Below are 15,634 nucleotides of genomic sequence, written 5' to 3' on the forward strand. Positions count from 1 at the left end.
CAAGGGACTGCGGTGGACCATCGACAACCCCGACCCGGCCGGGCGCATCATGGCCAACCACAACCCCACCTACAAACCCGAAGTGGCAGCGGCCGAAGTCAGGGAAACCGTGGCCTACGTCCGCGGCAACGCCCCGTACGTAGGCCACCTCGACCAGTCCCGCATGGCCCGCTGCATCGCCCTCATCCAGGGCATCGGCCTGATCAAACCCGACCTCGACCCCGACCGCATCGCGGCCTTCGATCTGGTCCCGACGGGCTGACCGTCAATCGGCCGTCACCGTGGCCCGCAACCGCTTGCGGTCGAGCTTTCCGACGGACGTGAGCGGGATTGCCGGCAGCACCGTGACCGTGCGCGGGTACTTGTGCGCGGCCAGCCGGCCCTTCGTGAACTCGATCAGCTCCGCCTCGGTGGCGGTGGCGCCCTCGGCGAGCGAGACGAACGCGACGACCTCCTCGCCGAGGCGCGGATCGGGCCGGCCCACGACGGCGGCCATCGACACCTCGGGGTGCGCGAGCAGCGCGTCCTCGACGTCGCGCGGGTAGACGTTGTAACCGCCGCGGATGATCAGGTCCTTGATCCGGTCGACGATCGTGAGATAACCGTCTCCGTCGAGCCGGCCGACATCGCCGGTGTGGAACCAGCCGCCGTCGCCGAGCGGCTCGCCCCGCCAGTACCCCCGCATGACGTTCGGGCCGCGCACCACGATCTCGCCGTCCTGGCCGGGCGGCAGGTCGGAGCCGTCGGCGCCGACGATGCGCAGCTCGACGTCGTCGACGACCTTCCCCACGGTGCCGGGCCGGGCCGAAAGCGGCGGCGAACCGCTGACGATCCCGCCGGTCTCCGTGCAGCCGTAGCCCTCCATCACCGTCACCGACGGGACGCGCCGCTCGAAGTCCTCCCGCACGGCCGGCGAGAGCGGCGCGGCGCCCGAGTAGACGAACCGCAGGTCGCTGAGGTCCATCTCCTCCAGCGGGAACTGCAGCATCATCGCGAGCATCGACGGCACCACGGCAAAGCTCTGGCTGCGGTGCTCGACGGCCAGTTCGAGGAACGACTTCGGCTCGAACCAGCGCTGCAGCACCGTCGATCCCGGTTCCACCACGTGCATCGCGCCGACGGTGACCAGCAGCCCGAACGCGTGCGACAGCGGCAGCGAGATCTGTCCCCGCGTCACGCCCTCGACGTGGCTGCGCGCCCGCGACGACCGGCCCGAGTAGGCGAGGTTGGCGTGCGAGAGCGCGACGCCCTTGCTCCGGCCGGTGGTGCCGCCCGTGTACATGAGCGCGGCGAGGTCGTCAGGGGACCGGTCGACGATCGCGAGCGGCTCGGTGCCGGCCTCCAGGTCGGTGAAGCTGACGTGGGATCCGGCGGCGCCGATGACGACAACCGGCACCGGCCGCCCGTCGAGCGCCTCCTCGACCTTCGGCAGGATCTCCGGTGTGGTGAAGACCGCGGCGGCACCCGAGTCGTCGATGATGTGCCGCAGTTCGAGCGCCGTCACGAGGAAGACGACCGGCGTCACGGCGGCACCGGCCCGCCAGACCGCGTGGTACAGGATCGTGACCTCGGGGCAGTTCGCCATGATGACGATCACCCGGTCGCCCGGTGCGACACCGAGTCGCACCAGGCCGTGTGCGACGTGCTTCGACCGTTCGTGCATCGAGCCCGACGTGTGCCAGGTGCCGTCGAAGAACAGGGACGGATGGTCTCCGAGCCGTTCGTGGGCCGAATCTGCGAGGCGGGCGAGATTGGTTTCCATCCGGCGACTCCCGTTCAGGCGGTCAGGTTTTTACACTGCCTATGCCAATACCTGCTGTGGTGTCAACCACATGTTTCCTGGAGGTCCGATGCCGAACAACCCCATCACCGCTGGCGAGCGATTCGCCGATATCGACTCGTTCAGCCAGCGTGGGGCCGACGGACCGCACCTCTGGCGCACGCTGGGCTTCCGCCGCACCGACTGGGCCCCCGGTTCGTCCACTGTGGAATGGGACGCGACGGTCGACTACGGCTTCTACACGCCGTCCGGACCGGTGATCCAGGGCGGGCTGGTCACGGCGGTCCTGGACTCGGCGATGGGTGGCGCGTGCTGGACCACGCTGAACAACCATGAGGTCTTCCTGACCGCCGACCTGCGGGTCGAGTTCTTCCGGCCGACCCGGCCCGGCACGCTGCGGGCGGTGGGCACGGTGGAGCGGCGGACCAGCCGGGTCGTCTTCTGTTCGGCCGAACTACTGGACGCCGCGGGCAGCACGCTCGCGGCCAGCAGATGTACCCAAGTGGTCCTCCCGGCATAGCTAAATGGGTTGTATCTTCGCCGTCCGTCAGGGCTCCTATATGTCGAGTCACACGTTTGTGCCCAAGATCCCGATCGGTGAGGAGCGCACCATGACGAACGACCGCTGGGCCGGCCCAACCCGCTATGCCTGGGCCGGGCCCACTTAGGCCCTTCAAAGGGACCCCTTCCAGGGGGAAAGGCCGACCGGGTGATGGGAGCATGGATCCCACGTTCCTAGCACCCGGGAGGCTCCCCATGTCGGTCCACCCCCGCGCCGGCCACCGCGCGGAAGCGGGCGACCTCATCGATCCGGTCGCCGTTCGCGCCGCCTACTTCGACCGGCACCCGGATCCGTCGAACGTCGCCGAACAGGTGAGCTTCGGAACGTCCGGGCACCGCGGGTCGAGCCTGAACACGGCGTTCAACGAAGACCACATCGTCGCGATCAGCGCCGCGATCGCCGAGTACCGGCGCGAGCAGGGCATCACGGGTCCGCTCTTCCTCGGGCAGGACCCGCACGCCCTCTCGGCGCCGGCCACGCAGACCGCGGTGGAGGTGCTCGCGGCCAACGGCGTCACCGTGCTCGTCGACAGCCGTGACGGGTTCGTGCCCACGCCGGCGCTGTCGCACGCGATCCTCACTTACAACCGGTCGGGCCGGTCCGACACCGCCGACGGAATCGTGGTGACGCCGTCCCACAATCCGCCGGCCGACGGCGGGTTCAAGTACAACCCGCCCCACGGCGGCCCGGCCGACACGTCGGTCACGACCTGGATCCAGGACCGGGCGAACCGGTTGATCGCCGACGGCCTCAAGGACGTCAAGCGGACGAAGCACGAGGCCGACACGTACGACTTCCTCGGCGCGTACGTCGACGACCTGCCGTCGGTGGTCGACATCGAGGCGATCCGCCGGGCCGGCGTGCGCATCGGTGCCGATCCGCTGGGCGGGGCGAGCGTCGCCTACTGGGGCGAGATCGCGTCCCGGCACAACCTCGACCTCACCGTGGTCAACGACACCGTCGACCCGGCCTGGCCGTTCATGACGCTCGACTGGGACGGCAAGATCCGCATGGACTGCTCGTCGCCGTACGCGATGGCGTCGCTGATCGAGAACAAGGCCGCGTACCAGATCACCACCGGCAACGACGCCGACGCCGACCGGCACGGAATCGTGACGCCCGACGCCGGTCTCATGAACCCGAACCACTTCCTCGCGGTCGCGATCCGGTACCTGTTCACCAACCGCACGTCGTGGCCGGCCGCGACCGCGATCGGCAAGACGCTGGTGAGCTCTTCGATGATCGACCGCGTCGCCGCCGAGCTCGGCCGCACGTTGCTGGAGGTGCCGGTCGGGTTCAAGTGGTTCGTGCCCGGCCTGCTCGACGGCTCGGTCGGCTTCGGTGGCGAGGAGAGCGCCGGCGCGGCGTTCCTCCGTCGCGACGGCAGCACCTGGACCACCGACAAGGACGGCATCCTGCTGTGCCTGCTCGCGTCGGAGATCCTCGCGGTCACCGGCCGGTCGCCCAGCGAGCACTACCGCGACCTGGTCGCGAAGCACGGCGAGCCGGCGTACGCCCGCATCGACGTGCCGGCCACCCGCGCGGAGAAGGCCGTGCTGGGCAAACTGTCACCGTCGCAGGTCACGGCCACCTCGCTCGCCGGCGAGAAGATCACGGCGACGCTCACCTCGGCACCGGGCAACGGCGCCGCCATCGGCGGCCTCAAGGTGACGACGGAGAACGGCTGGTTCGCGGCCCGCCCGTCGGGCACCGAAGACGTCTACAAGATCTACGCCGAGTCCTTCAAGGGCCCCGAGCACCTGGCGCAGATCCAGGACGAGGCCCGCGGCGTCGTGGCCGACGCCCTCAGTGGCCGCGCTTGATCCACTCCGGTAGCGACGGCGCCTCGGCACCGATGGTCGTCGAGGCGCCGTGGCCGGTGTGCACCACCGTGCCGGACGGGAGCGTCAGGAGGCGCTCCCGGATCGACCCGATGATCGTGTCGAAGCTCGAGTAGGAGCGGCCGGTCGCGCCCGGTCCGCCCGAGAACAGCGTGTCGCCGGTGAAGAGCACGCCGTCGGCGGCCGCGTGGATGCAGCAGGCGCCCGGGGCGTGTCCGGGCGTGTGCAGCACGGTCAGGTCCGTGTCGGCGACGCTGATCACCTGGCCGTCGGCCAGTTCACCGTCGGGCGCGCGGTCGGGGTGGGTCATGTCCCACAGCACCCGGTCGGCCGGGTGCAGCAGGATCGGCGCCCCCGTGCGGTCGGCCAGCGCCGGCGCGGCGTTCACGTGATCGTTGTGCCCGTGGGTGCAGATGATCGCCCGCAGCGTGCGGTTGCCGATGCGGTCCACGATGGCGTCGACGTCGTGCGCCGCATCGATCACGACGCAGTCGGTGGCGTTGCCGATGATCCACACGTTGTTGTCGACGTCCCACGTGCCGCCGTCCAACGTGAACTGCCCCGAGGTCACCAGGTGATCGATCACGGCGCCATCATGCCACCACCGGTTCGGCCGTTCGCCCGATCAGCGCCGCCGCCCCACCGTTTCCCGATCTTGGACTCCCCGCGGTGCCATAGGCCCTCAGGAAGTCCAAGATCGCGGGATGGGCTCTTGACTTCCCACATATTCGGGCGTAAACAAACATGCACCAAAGTGAAACGGCGGTGAAACCACATGTACGCCGAGGAGCGACAGCAGGAGATCGTCCGGCTCGCACGGGCCAACGGACGCGTCGACGTGGCGTCACTCGCCGACACGCTCAACGTCACGGCCGAAACCATCCGCCGCGACCTCACCTCGCTGGAACGGTCCGGGGTGCTGCGCCGGGTGCACGGCGGGGCGATCCCGGTCGAGCGCATCGGGTTCGAGCCCGCACTGGAGACCCGCGACGCCGTTCTCATCGACGAAAAGGAGCGGATCGCCAAGGCGGCCCTGGCCGAGGTGCCCGAGGAGGGCGCGATCATCCTCGACGCGGGCACCACCACCGCCCGGCTGGCACAGGCGCTGCCGGTCGACCGGGAGCTGACCGTGGTGGTCAACTCGCCGGTCATCGCGACCATTCTCGGCACCCGGGCCAACATCAACGTCCTGCTGATCGGTGGCCGGCTGCGCGGCCGCACGCTGGCGACGGTCGACGACTGGGCGCTGCGCCCGCTCGCCGACATGTACGTCGACGTGGCGTTCATCGGTACCAACGGCATGTCGGTCGAGCGCGGGCTCACCACGCCCGACCTGGCCGAGGCGGCGGTGAAGCGGGCGATGATCAACGCGGCCCGCCGCACCGTACTGCTGGCCGACCACACGAAGATCGGCAACGACTACCTGGCCAGGTTCGGCACCCTCGCCGACCTCGACCTGCTCGTCACCGACGCCGGCCTCGACGACGAACTCGTCGCAGACGTCGAGGCCACTGGCCTGAGAGTTGTCCGAGCATGATCGTCACGGTCACCCTGAATCCCAGCCTCGACCGGTCGATCGAGGTGGGCAGGCTCGTCGTGGGTGACGTCAACCGGGCCACCTCGGCCCACCTCGACCCGGGCGGCAAGGGCGTCAACGTCTCCCGGGCGCTGCTCGCCAACGGCGTCGCGTCGCGGGCCGTCGTGCCCTGCGGCGGCGACGAGGGCGGCCAGCTCATCCGGCTGCTCGTCGCCGAGGGCGTCGACGTGCGGGCGGTACCGATCGCCGGCAACACCCGCTCCAACATCACGCTCACCGAGCCCGACGGAACCACCACGAAGATCAACGAGCCCGGACCGCGGCTGAGCCCGGCCGAGTTCGGCGCGGTGATCGACCAGGTGCTCACCGCCGCGGGGGCGAACGGTGTGGTGGTGGCGTGCGGCAGCGCACCGCCCGGTCTGCCGGTCGAGGCGTTCGCCGAGTTCTGCACGCGCATCCTCGGCCAGGCCGGCCTGCGGCTGGTCGTCGACACCAGCGGGCCGGCGCTGCGGGCGGCGGCGCAGGCCGGCGCGACGCTCGTCAAGCCCAACCGCGAGGAACTGGCCGACGTCGTCGGTCGCCCGCTGGCGAGCCTGCACGACGTGATCGACGCCGCGCAGGAACTCCGCTCGTGGGGTGCGGGTGCGGTCCTCGCCAGCCTCGGCGCCGACGGCGCCGTGCTCGTCGACGACACCGGTGTGGTCGCCGGTGACGCGCCGGTCGACCGGCCGCGCAGTTCGGTCGGCGCCGGCGACGCGCTCCTCGCCGGGTTCATCGCCGCCGGCGGCGCCGACCACAGAGAAACCAACACAAACCAACATGACGGTGTCGGTCGTGACGCGCTCGCCGAGGCGCTCGCATGGGGGGCCGCCGCCGTCAGCCTGCCGGGAAGCCGAATGCCCGGCCCCGCCGATCTCCGGCGGGACGACGTCCGCATCCACGCGCACCCCGACGGAGTGCGCCCGCTGCTCGCCAGCAGCTGACCTGTCCCCCGTTCAGGTCAGCTGCTGGCGTCACAACAGCCCCACCATCCCCCGCAAGAGCGTTCGAAGGAGCCACCCATGGCGACCCCCTACACACCTCCGGTGCAGGGCACCGGGTTCAAGGCCACCGTCCAGAGAATCGGTGGTCATCTGGCCGGCATGGTCATGCCCAACATCGGCGCCTTCATCGCCTGGGGCCTGATCACGGCGTTCTTCATCCCCGTCGGCTGGACCCCCAACGAGACCCTGGCCGCGCTCGTCGACCCGATGATCAAGTACCTGCTGCCGATCCTGATCGGCTACACCGGCGGCCGGATGGTGCACGGCCAGCGCGGTGCGGTCGTCGGCGCGGTCGCCACGGTGGGCGTCGTCGTCGGTGCCGAGGTGCCGATGTTCCTCGGCGCCATGATCATGGGTCCGGCGGCCGCGTACATCGTCAAGCAGTTCGACAAGCTGATCGAAGACCGGATCCGTCCCGGGTTCGAGATGCTCGTCGACAACTTCAGCGCCGGCATCATCGGCGGCCTCATGGCCCTGCTGGGCGTGTGGGCGGTCGGCCCGGCCGTCGACTGGATCGCGGATCGTGCCGAGGACGGCGTCGACTTCCTCATCGACAACCACATGCTCGGCCTGGTGTCGATCATCGTGGAGCCGGCCAAGGTGCTGTTCCTGAACAACGCGATCAACCACGGCGTGTTCACCCCGCTGGGCGCCGCCGAGGTGACGGAGAAGGGCAAGTCGATCCTGTTCATGATCGAGACGAACCCCGGCCCGGGTCTCGGTCTGCTGGCCGCGTTCTTCCTCTTCGGCCCGCGGGCCCTGCGCCCGTCCGTTCCGGCCGCGATGATCATCCAGTTCCTCGGCGGCATCCACGAGATCTACTTCCCGTACGTGCTCATGAAGCCGCGCCTGATCCTCGCCATGATCGCCGGCGGCGCCGCGGGTGTCAGCACGTTCATGGTCACCGGTGCCGGCCTCGTCGCCGCGCCCGCTCCCGGCAGCATCTTCGCCTACATAGCGGTCACACCGAAGGGCGGTTGGTTCGGCGTCGCGGCTGGCATCGTCATCGCCACGGCGGTCACGTTCGTCGTCGCGTCGGCACTGCTCGGGTTCGGCCGTGGCGAGCCCGCGGAGGACGATCTCACCGAAGACACGCAGGCCGAGGCCGAGCTCAACGCGGCGCAGGAACGCACCCGCGAGAACAAGGCCGCGAGCAAGGCCGCCGTCAACCGTGAAGCAACCCCCAGAGAGGCCTGAGCGTGCCCACCATCAACGGCAGTGACGTGAAGAAGCTGGTCGTCGCCTGCGACGCCGGAATGGGCAGCAGCGTGATGCTGGCCAGCACGCTGAAGCGTCAGCTGAAGAAGAACGACGTGGTCGTCGAGCACACGCCGGTGAACACGATCCCGGCCGACGCCGACGTGGTGATCTGCCACCAGGGGCTCGCCGAGCGGGCCCGCGGCACCGCGCCGGACACGGTGATCGTGCCGATCCAGCTGTTCATCGGCGACCCGGCGGTGGCAAAAGTGATCAAGGCGATCCAGAGCGGCGGCGTGATCAATGGATGAGGGCATCCTCGAGAAGCGGGCCATCCGGCTCGACGAGCGCGCCGCGTCCCGCGACGACGCGATCCGCCGCTGCGGCGGGGTGCTGGTCGAGATCGGGGCGGTCGACCCGGCGTACGTGGGCACGATGCTCGCCCGCGAGCAGTCGATCTCCACATACGTCGGCGAGGGCGTGGCCATCCCGCACGGCACGCTGGAGGGCAAGAGCGCGGTCCGCCGGGACGCCCTGGCCGTCGTGCGCTTTCCCGAAACCGTCGACTGGGACGGCAACCCGGTGACCGTGTGCGTGGCGATCGCCGCGCAGGGCGACGGGCACGTGGACATCCTCGCCGAGCTGGCCGAGATCCTCATGGACGAGGACCGCGCCGAGGCGCTGCGGGGGGCCACGGACCCCGACGAAGTACTCCAGATCCTGAAAGGAACATGATGAAGGTCGTCCGCTTCCACGCCCCCGGTGACGTGCGCATCGAAGACGCGCCGGAGCCCTCCCCGGGCGCGGGAGACGTCAAGATCCGGGTGCGCAACTGCTCCACCTGCGGCACCGACGTCAAGATCTTCCGGTTCGGGCACCACCACATCCACCCGCCGCGGGTGATGGGACACGAGGTCGCCGGTGAGGTCGTCGAGGTCGGTGCCGGGGTCACCGGATGGGAGGCGGGCGACCGCGTACAGGTCATCGCCGCGATCCCCGACGGCACGTGCGGCGAGTGCCGCCGGGGCCGGCTGACCGTCTGCCCGAACCAGGAGTCGATCGGCTACCACTACGAGGGCGGCTTCGCCGAGTACATGATCGTGCCGGCGAAGGTGCTCGCCGTCGACGGACTCAACCGGATCCCCGACGGCGTCAGCTTCGCCGAGGCGAGCGTGGCGGAGCCGTTCGCCTGCGCGATCAACGGGCAGAACCTGGCCCGCGTCGGCGAGGGCGACGACGTGGTGATCGTCGGCTCGGGTCCGATCGGTTGCCTGCACGTGCGTCTCGCCAAGGCGCGCGGCGCGGCCCGGGTCTTCCTGGTGGAACTCAACCGCGACCGGCTCGACCAGGCCGCCGCGATCGTCAAGCCCGACGCCGGTATCTGCGGCGGCGAGACCGACCCGGTACAGGCCGTGCTCGACCTCACCGACGGGCGCGGCGCCGACGTGATCATCACGGCGGCGGCCTCCGGCAAGGCGCAGGAGCAGGCGATCCAGATGGCCGCCCGGCAGGCCCGGATCAGCTTCTTCGGCGGCCTGCCCAAGGACAACCCGATCATCTCGGTCGACTCGAACCTGGTGCACTACCGCGAGCTGACGCTCGTGGGCGCGAACGGGTCGAGCCCGGCGCACAACAAGGAAGCGCTCGGCCTGATCGCCTCGGGCGCGGTGCCGGTCGAGGACCTGATCACGCACCGGTTGCCGCTGGACAGAACACTCGATGCCTTCGACATTGTTGCCAAGGGCCAGGGAATCAAGGTCACGATCGAGCCGTAGGAGTTCAGATGCCGTCCCGAACCGTCACCGTCGGCTCCGCCAGCGGCCTGCACGCCCGTCCCGCCGCGCTGTTCGTCGCCGCCGCGGCGAAGCAGCCGGTGAAAGTCACCATCCGAACCGGCGAGAAGCGGGCCGTGCCGGCGCGCAGCATGCTCTCGGTGCTCTCGCTCGGCGCCAAGTGCGGCACCGAGGTGATCCTCGAAGCCGACGGCGACGGCGCCGACACCGCCCTCGACGAGCTGGCCGACCTGCTCGCCCGCGACCTTGACGCAGATGGCTGAGCTCAAGGGCATCGGCGTCAGCCCGGGCGGCGCCGGTGCTCCCGCGTACAAGGTGGCGCCCCCGCCGAGACTGCCCACCACGCAACCGGCGGCCCTCGACCCGGACGTCGAGGCGAAGCGGGCGATCGCGGCGCTGGCATCCGTCACCGAAGAACTGTCGCGGCGGGCGGATGCCGCAACCGGACCGGCCGCCGAGATCCTCCGGGCCGAGGCCATGATGGCCGAGGACCCGGAACTGGCCGACGCCGCCGCGCAGGCCGCCCGCGACGGCATGAGCGCCGCACACGCGATCGACGCCGCGCTGGCCGTGCACCGCGCGGCGTTCGAGGAGGCCGGTGGCTACCTCGCCGAGCGGGTCGCCGACCTCGACGACATCCGGAACCGCGCGGTCGCCATCTGCCTGGGCCTGCCGATGCCGGGCATCCCGTCGCCGGGGCAGCCGTTCGTGCTGATCGCCCGCGACCTCGCGCCCGCCGACACCGCCCAGCTCGACCCCGCCGAGGTGGTCGCGCTGGTCACCGAGGACGGCGGGCCGACCAGCCACACCGCGATCCTGGCCCGCACGCTCGGCATCCCGGCCGTGGTGCGGTGCACGGGCGTGCTGGGCGTCGAGGACGGCACGGTGGTCATCGTCGACGGGACCGGCGGGGTGGTGCGGCTCGCGCCGACCGCCGCCGAGGTCGAGGCCGCGCGCGAGGCCGAGGCCGCGCGTCAGGAAAGGTTGCGGTCCACGTCGGGTCCCGGTTCCACCGCGGACGGCCACCAGGTGGCGCTGTACGCCAACATCGGCGGGGCGAAAGATCTTTTAGGGGACGTCGAGGGCGTCGGCCTGTTCCGCACCGAGCTGCTCTACCTCGACCGCACCGACGCGCCCTCGTTCGACGACCAGGTGGCCGCCTACACCGAGGTGTTCGCCGCGCTGCCCGGCCGCAAGGTGGTCGTACGGACGCTCGACGCCGGCGCCGACAAGCCGCTGCCGTTTCTGTCGCAGTCCGACGAGCCGAACCCCGCGCTGGGCGTCCGCGGGCTGCGCATCTCGTGGCGCCGCCCCGACGTCCTCGAAACACAGTTGAAAGCGATCGCGGCCGCCGCAAAGGCCGCGTCGGCCGAGGTGTGGGTGATGGCGCCGATGGTCGCGACCCCGCAGGAGGCCGCGACGTTCGTGGCGGCCTGCCGCGCCGCCGGCCTGCCCACGGCGGGCGCGATGGTCGAGATACCGGCCGCCGCGCTGCGGGCCGGTGCGCTGCTGGCGGAGGTCGACTTCCTGTCGATCGGCACCAACGACCTGAGCCAGTACACGTTCGCGTCCGACCGGCAGGTGGGCGAACTGGCCGAACTCCTCGACCCGTGGCAGCCCGCGCTGCTGGAACTGATTGCCATGTGCGCCTCGGCCGGCAAGGCCGCCGGCAAGCCGGTCGGCGTGTGCGGCGAGGCCGCGGCCGACCCGGCGCTCGCCGTGGTGCTCACGGGGCTGGGCATCACCAGCCTGTCGATGGCCGCCCGCTCGATCCCGGCGGTGCGGGAGGCGCTGGCCGCCCGCACGCTCGAGGAGTGCCAACGCCTCGCCCACGCGGCCCTGACGGCAGAGACGGCCGAAGCCGCCCGCGCTGCGGCCCGCTGAACGGAAGCGGCCCGCGCCCCGGTGTCGGTCGGGGCGCGAGCCGCTTCTCTATTGGTGCGCCCGGCCGGGGGACCATGTGCGGCCGGGCGCGTCTATCGGGATCACACGTGTGCCGGGTGGCGCTCCTCGTTCGGCACCATGATCCAGATGGCCAGGTAGATGAGGAACTGTGGGCCGGGCAGCAAGCAGGACAGCAGGAACAGGACCCGCATCGTCAGCGATGAGGTTCCGAAACGCCGGGCGAGCCCGCTGCACACACCGGCGATCCACCGGTCGTTACGGGGGCGGCTCAGCTTGGCCATGACCGTCAACTCCTCATTTCTTCGTCAAGATCCCACGGTGCTTGTCCGTGGCGACCATCGATCTTTCTCTACGGTATGCCCGGTTGGGCGCCCGGCAATCGGCTCGAAGGCGGATCCGGTAACCGCAGCTCACCTAGGGGGTTCCCGGAACTTCGTCGGGTTGGTGGGTGGTTTTTGACAGTGGCGCAAAATTGGGAGCATGAACCGGCGCGGTGTCTCTACCGTGTTCTTAGACACACAGATCTCCAACCAGGAGACCAGACATCCGCGGAGGTGCGAGATGCCGCAGAACACATTCGAGGCGGTCCGCGCCGAGGCGCTGTTCGCTTCCTCGATCCAGTCGTCCGACCAGCCGACCGGCGTTGAAGTGCGCGGTGCCGTGGCAGCCACGCTGCGCAAGTTCGGCATCCGCGGATGCGCCGCCGCCGTCGCCGGTGAGTACGGCGACCACCCGGACACCGCGTGCGCGCGGATGACCTGGGCGCTGGCCACGGTCCGGGCCTCGTACCCGGTGTACGTCGCCCGCGACATGCTGGCCCTGGCCGGCTGAGAAACTTCTTATTGGACGCCCACCAGCGCTGGTGGGCGTCCATTTCGTTTTAGAGTCGAGTCATGACGGTGCCGCCTACCTCGGTGCTCCTGCCCGGGCACGACGTGCCGCTGGGGCGGTACACGGTGGTCCGGCGGCTCCTTCCGCAGCGCGTGCGGCGCATGATCGGCGCCTGGTGCTTCGTCGACCACTTCGGCCCCGACGACGTCTCGGCCGGCCCCGGCATGCAGGTTCCGCCGCACCCGCACACCGGCCTGCAGACCGTGAGCTGGCTGGCCGAGGGCGAGATCCTGCACCGCGACAGCCTCGGCAGCCTCCAGCCGATCACGCCTGGTCGGCTGAACGTGATGACGTCGGGCCACGGCATCTCCCACTCGGAGGAGTCACCGGTGCCCCATCCGCCGGTGATGCACGGCCTCCAGTTGTGGGTGGCCCTACCCGACGCCGCCCGCCACGGCCCACCCCGGTTCGACCACTATCCGACTCTGCCCGTTTTGACGCATGACGCCTCGACGGTCACCGTCGTGGTCGGCTCGATCGGCGGCGAGACGTCGCCGGCGGTGGTGTTCTCCCCGCTCGTCGGCGCCGAGATCACGCTCGAACCGGGCGCGTCGGTGCGCCTGCCGCTCGACCCGGCGTTCGAGTACGGCGCCGTGTCGATGGCCGGCTCGGCCGACGTCCTCGGTGCCGACCTCAAGCCCGGCGCCCTCCTGTACCTCGACCGCGGCCGCCGCGACCTCCGCATCGAGAGCGAGACCGGTGCCCGGCTGTTCCTCCTCGGCGGCGAGCCGTTCGACGAGCCGCTGGTGATGTGGTGGAACTTCGTCGGCCGCACCCACGAGGAGATCGTCGAGGCCCGTGCGGCCTGGGAGCACTCGCGCCGCGAGCCGGGCGGCCGGTTCGGCACCGTGACCGGCTACGCCGGTGACCCCCTCCCCGCCCCTGAGCTGCCAACCGTGCGCCTCAAGGCCCGCGACCGCTCCGGCACGGTCCGCTAGCCACACCATGTAACGACAGGCACTACGAGACGTCTCTTGTAATAGTGTGTGGCACACAGTATCGTCTCTGGCATGACAATGGATGGGACGCTCGCCGGTCACCTCCAGGAGCTTCGACGGGGCACCGTCGTCGTCGCGAGCCTCACGGTTCTGCGCGAGCCCGGCTACGGGTACTCGCTGCTGGAGACGTTGAGCGCGGCCGGGTTCGAGGTGGAGGCCAACACGCTCTACCCGCTGCTGCGGCGGTTGGAGGCCCAGGGGCTGCTCACCAGCTTGTGGAACACCGACGAGGCCCGCCCGCGCAAGTTCTACCGGACCACCGAATACGGCGACTCGATTGCCGCCGCCCTGCGCACCGAATGGGCGCGGCTCGACCGCGCCGTCAGCGACCTCGACACCCCCGGGAGCCCCCAATGACCACCAGCCTCATCGACCGCTACGTCCGAACCGCCCTGCGCCGGGTCCCGGAGCAGGAGCGTGCCGACATCGACCGCGAACTGCGGGCATCCATCGACGACGCCGTCGACGCCCGGGTGGAGAACGGGGAGCCGCGCGAGGCGGCGATCGAGCAGACCCTGCTCGAACTCGGCGACCCCGAGCTGCTCGCCGACCGCTACGCCGGGCGGCGTCAGGTGCTCATCGGGCCCGACCTGTATCCGATCTGGCGCCGCCTGCTGGTGCTCCTGCTGTCGGTGGTGCTGCCGATCGTCGTCGGGGTGGTCGTGGTCGTCACGATCCTCGAAGACGGCGCGGTCGGGTCGGTGATCGGGGCCGCCGTCACCACGGCGCTGACCACCGCGGTGCACATGGCCTTCTGGACCACGGCGGTGTTCGCCGTCCTGGAGCGCACCGGCGTGGTACGCGGCAATCTGCGCTCCGCGTGGACGCCGGCCGACCTGCCGAAGTACCAACCGGAATCGCAGACGACCGGCCAGCTCGCGGCCGGCGTCGCGTGGCCGTTGCTGCTGATCGTCGCGCTGGTGCTGCAGCAGTTCACGTTCACCGACGAGCCGGTGCTCGACCCCGCCAACTGGTCGTTCTGGTGGCCGTTCCTCATCGCGGTGCTCCTGCTGGAGTGCGTCTACGCGGTGTGGGTGTCGCGCCGGGGTGCCTGGTCGCACACCGTCACGCTCGTGAACGCCGGCCTGGCCGTGCTGTTCTGGGGTCCGGTGATCTGGCTGCTCGCGTCGCACAACTTCTTCAACCCGGAGTTCATCGCCGGGCTCGACTGGGACACGTCCGACCCGCTCGGCTGGCTCACCACCACCTGCCTCATCGTTGCCGTCGCCAGCGCGGTCTACGACGTCGTCGAGGTCGCGGTCAAGGCCGAGCGGACCCGTCGCGGGCTTCCCACCCAGGTGGCCGGCGTCAGGTGACGGACTCCGACAGGACGCCGTCCGTCTCCACGTATTCGGCACCGGTTTCGGGGCAGACGTACCGGTTGTCTTTCTTGACGAGTTTCTTGCCCGCGCGTCCGACCCAGCCGATGCGGCGCGCGGGCACGCCGGCCATGAGCGCGAACGCCGGAACGTCGGCGGCGACCACGGCACCGGCGGCGATCAGGGCCCACCGGCCGATCGTCACCGGTGCCACGCAGACCGCGCGGGCACCGATGGCCGCGCCCTCCTCGATCGTGACGGAGACCATGTCCCAGTCGTCGTTGGTCTTCAGCCGGCCGTCCGGGGTCACCGCGCGCGGGTTGAGGTCATTGGTCAGAACGACGTGCGGACCGATGAACACACCGTCGCCCACCTGGGCGGGTTCGAACACCAGCGCGTAGGTCTGGATCTTCACATTGTTGCCGATCCGGGCACCGGGACCGACATAACACCCGCGCCCCAGGATGCAGTTGGAGCCGACGATGGCGCCGGAGCGCACGCTCGCGAGTCCCCAGATCTTCGTTCCCGCACCGACCACCGCACCGCTCTCGACTTCCGCGCCCGGCGCCGAAAAGTACTCCGTGTCATCCGGTTCCACCCGATTGACTGTACGGACGCACCGATGCGACGACCGTTGGCATTGCCGGAATCGGTTCGTTCGCCCCACCCCCGTCGGTCGGTCAGCCGACTGTCCAGGAGGTCCTCGAACGGTAGGTTTTCGCCTGCGATCGTGCGTCCGAGGATCTTTCACGACCACTGCTAGATGTC

Annotated in this window: 19 protein-coding genes; 15 read left to right on the forward strand and 4 right to left on the reverse strand. The window is 70.3% G+C overall.

Going from position 1 to position 15,634, the window contains the following annotated elements:
• On the forward strand, nucleotides 1-262 hold a 262-nt coding region (locus Vau01_RS36620), incomplete at its 5' end, for a substrate-binding domain-containing protein (RefSeq protein WP_373320354.1).
• A gap of 3 nt (nucleotides 263-265) precedes the next feature.
• Here the strand turns inward: Vau01_RS36620 and Vau01_RS36625 are convergent.
• The gene (locus Vau01_RS36625; RefSeq protein ID WP_204003093.1) at nucleotides 266-1,762 is read right to left on the reverse strand and encodes a class I adenylate-forming enzyme family protein; all 1,497 of its coding nucleotides are present in this window, start codon (nucleotides 1,760-1,762) and stop codon (nucleotides 266-268) included.
• Between the two features lie 88 nt (nucleotides 1,763-1,850).
• On the opposite strand from Vau01_RS36625, the gene Vau01_RS36630 reads away from it, so the two are divergent.
• Entirely contained in the window at nucleotides 1,851-2,300 is a 450-nt protein-coding gene (locus Vau01_RS36630) for a PaaI family thioesterase (RefSeq protein ID WP_204003096.1), read from the forward strand.
• A 236-nt stretch (nucleotides 2,301-2,536) separates the two neighbouring features.
• Nucleotides 2,537-4,165 carry a phosphoglucomutase (alpha-D-glucose-1,6-bisphosphate-dependent) gene (pgm, locus tag Vau01_RS36635; RefSeq protein WP_204003098.1) on the forward strand — a complete coding sequence of 543 codons (1,629 nt, stop codon included), beginning with the start codon at nucleotides 2,537-2,539 and terminating at the stop codon, nucleotides 4,163-4,165.
• Here pgm and Vau01_RS36640 read toward each other — a convergent pair.
• Nucleotides 4,149-4,769, reverse strand: a complete 621-nt coding sequence (locus tag Vau01_RS36640) for an MBL fold metallo-hydrolase (RefSeq protein ID WP_239152152.1) — start codon at nucleotides 4,767-4,769, stop codon at nucleotides 4,149-4,151. The two genes, pgm and Vau01_RS36640, sit on opposite strands and share 17 nt — an antisense overlap.
• 189 nt (nucleotides 4,770-4,958) lie before the next feature.
• Here Vau01_RS36640 and Vau01_RS36645 point away from each other — a divergent pair, with 189 nt between their 5' ends.
• The 8 genes from Vau01_RS36645 to ptsP all read left to right on the forward strand — a co-directional run bounded on the left by Vau01_RS36645 (nucleotide 4,959) and on the right by ptsP (nucleotide 11,637).
• Entirely contained in the window at nucleotides 4,959-5,720 is a 762-nt protein-coding gene (locus tag Vau01_RS36645; protein ID WP_204003100.1) for a DeoR/GlpR family DNA-binding transcription regulator, read from the forward strand.
• Entirely contained in the window at nucleotides 5,717-6,703 is a 987-nt protein-coding gene (gene pfkB / locus Vau01_RS36650; RefSeq protein ID WP_204003102.1) for a 1-phosphofructokinase, read from the forward strand. The genes Vau01_RS36645 and pfkB overlap by 4 nt, the downstream gene beginning before the upstream one ends.
• 78 nt (nucleotides 6,704-6,781) lie before the next feature.
• Complete coding sequence (gene mtlA / locus Vau01_RS36655) at nucleotides 6,782-7,960, forward strand: mannitol-specific PTS transporter subunit IIC (protein ID WP_204003104.1); 1,179 nt, start codon at nucleotides 6,782-6,784, stop codon at nucleotides 7,958-7,960.
• 2 nt (nucleotides 7,961-7,962) lie between these two features.
• Nucleotides 7,963-8,271, forward strand: coding sequence for a PTS sugar transporter subunit IIBC family protein (locus tag Vau01_RS36660; protein ID WP_204003106.1), 309 nt, complete (start codon nucleotides 7,963-7,965; stop codon nucleotides 8,269-8,271).
• On the forward strand, nucleotides 8,264-8,695 hold the full coding sequence (locus Vau01_RS36665) for a PTS mannitol transporter subunit IIA (protein WP_204003108.1): 432 nt from the start codon (nucleotides 8,264-8,266) through the stop codon (nucleotides 8,693-8,695). Before Vau01_RS36660 ends, Vau01_RS36665 begins: the two co-directional genes overlap by 8 nt.
• Nucleotides 8,695-9,735 (forward strand): zinc-dependent dehydrogenase, encoded by a 1,041-nt coding sequence (locus tag Vau01_RS36670; protein WP_204003111.1) that lies wholly within the window; start codon nucleotides 8,695-8,697, stop codon nucleotides 9,733-9,735. The genes Vau01_RS36665 and Vau01_RS36670 overlap by 1 nt, the downstream gene beginning before the upstream one ends.
• Before the next feature lie 8 nt (nucleotides 9,736-9,743).
• On the forward strand, nucleotides 9,744-10,016 hold the full coding sequence (locus tag Vau01_RS36675) for an HPr family phosphocarrier protein (protein ID WP_204003114.1): 273 nt from the start codon (nucleotides 9,744-9,746) through the stop codon (nucleotides 10,014-10,016).
• Nucleotides 10,009-11,637, forward strand: coding sequence for a phosphoenolpyruvate--protein phosphotransferase (ptsP, locus tag Vau01_RS36680; protein WP_204003116.1), 1,629 nt, complete (start codon nucleotides 10,009-10,011; stop codon nucleotides 11,635-11,637). The genes Vau01_RS36675 and ptsP overlap by 8 nt, the downstream gene beginning before the upstream one ends.
• Before the next feature lie 101 nt (nucleotides 11,638-11,738).
• Here ptsP and Vau01_RS36685 read toward each other — a convergent pair whose 3' ends face one another.
• On the reverse strand, nucleotides 11,739-11,939 hold the full coding sequence (locus Vau01_RS36685) for a PspC domain-containing protein (protein ID WP_204003118.1): 201 nt from the start codon (nucleotides 11,937-11,939) through the stop codon (nucleotides 11,739-11,741).
• A 280-nt stretch (nucleotides 11,940-12,219) separates the two neighbouring features.
• On the opposite strand from Vau01_RS36685, the gene Vau01_RS36690 reads away from it, so the two are divergent.
• From Vau01_RS36690 to Vau01_RS36705, 4 genes are all read left to right on the forward strand, one after another.
• On the forward strand, nucleotides 12,220-12,489 hold the full coding sequence (locus Vau01_RS36690) for a hypothetical protein (RefSeq protein WP_204003120.1): 270 nt from the start codon (nucleotides 12,220-12,222) through the stop codon (nucleotides 12,487-12,489).
• Nucleotides 12,490-12,551: 62 nt separating this feature from the next.
• Entirely contained in the window at nucleotides 12,552-13,487 is a 936-nt protein-coding gene (locus tag Vau01_RS36695) for a pirin family protein (RefSeq protein WP_204003122.1), read from the forward strand.
• 72 nt (nucleotides 13,488-13,559) lie between these two features.
• Nucleotides 13,560-13,904, forward strand: coding sequence for a PadR family transcriptional regulator (locus Vau01_RS36700; protein ID WP_204003124.1), 345 nt, complete (start codon nucleotides 13,560-13,562; stop codon nucleotides 13,902-13,904).
• Nucleotides 13,901-14,863 (forward strand): permease prefix domain 1-containing protein, encoded by a 963-nt coding sequence (locus Vau01_RS36705; protein WP_204003127.1) that lies wholly within the window; start codon nucleotides 13,901-13,903, stop codon nucleotides 14,861-14,863. The genes Vau01_RS36700 and Vau01_RS36705 overlap by 4 nt, the downstream gene beginning before the upstream one ends.
• On the opposite strand, the gene Vau01_RS36710 is transcribed toward Vau01_RS36705, so the two are convergent.
• Entirely contained in the window at nucleotides 14,856-15,464 is a 609-nt protein-coding gene (locus tag Vau01_RS36710; RefSeq protein ID WP_204003129.1) for an acyltransferase, read from the reverse strand. The two genes, Vau01_RS36705 and Vau01_RS36710, sit on opposite strands and share 8 nt — an antisense overlap.
• Nucleotides 15,465-15,634: the final 170 nt, after the last annotated feature.

It is taken from the genome of Virgisporangium aurantiacum, assembly GCF_016863635.1.
Classification (GTDB): Bacteria; Actinomycetota; Actinomycetes; order Mycobacteriales; family Micromonosporaceae; genus Virgisporangium; species Virgisporangium aurantiacum.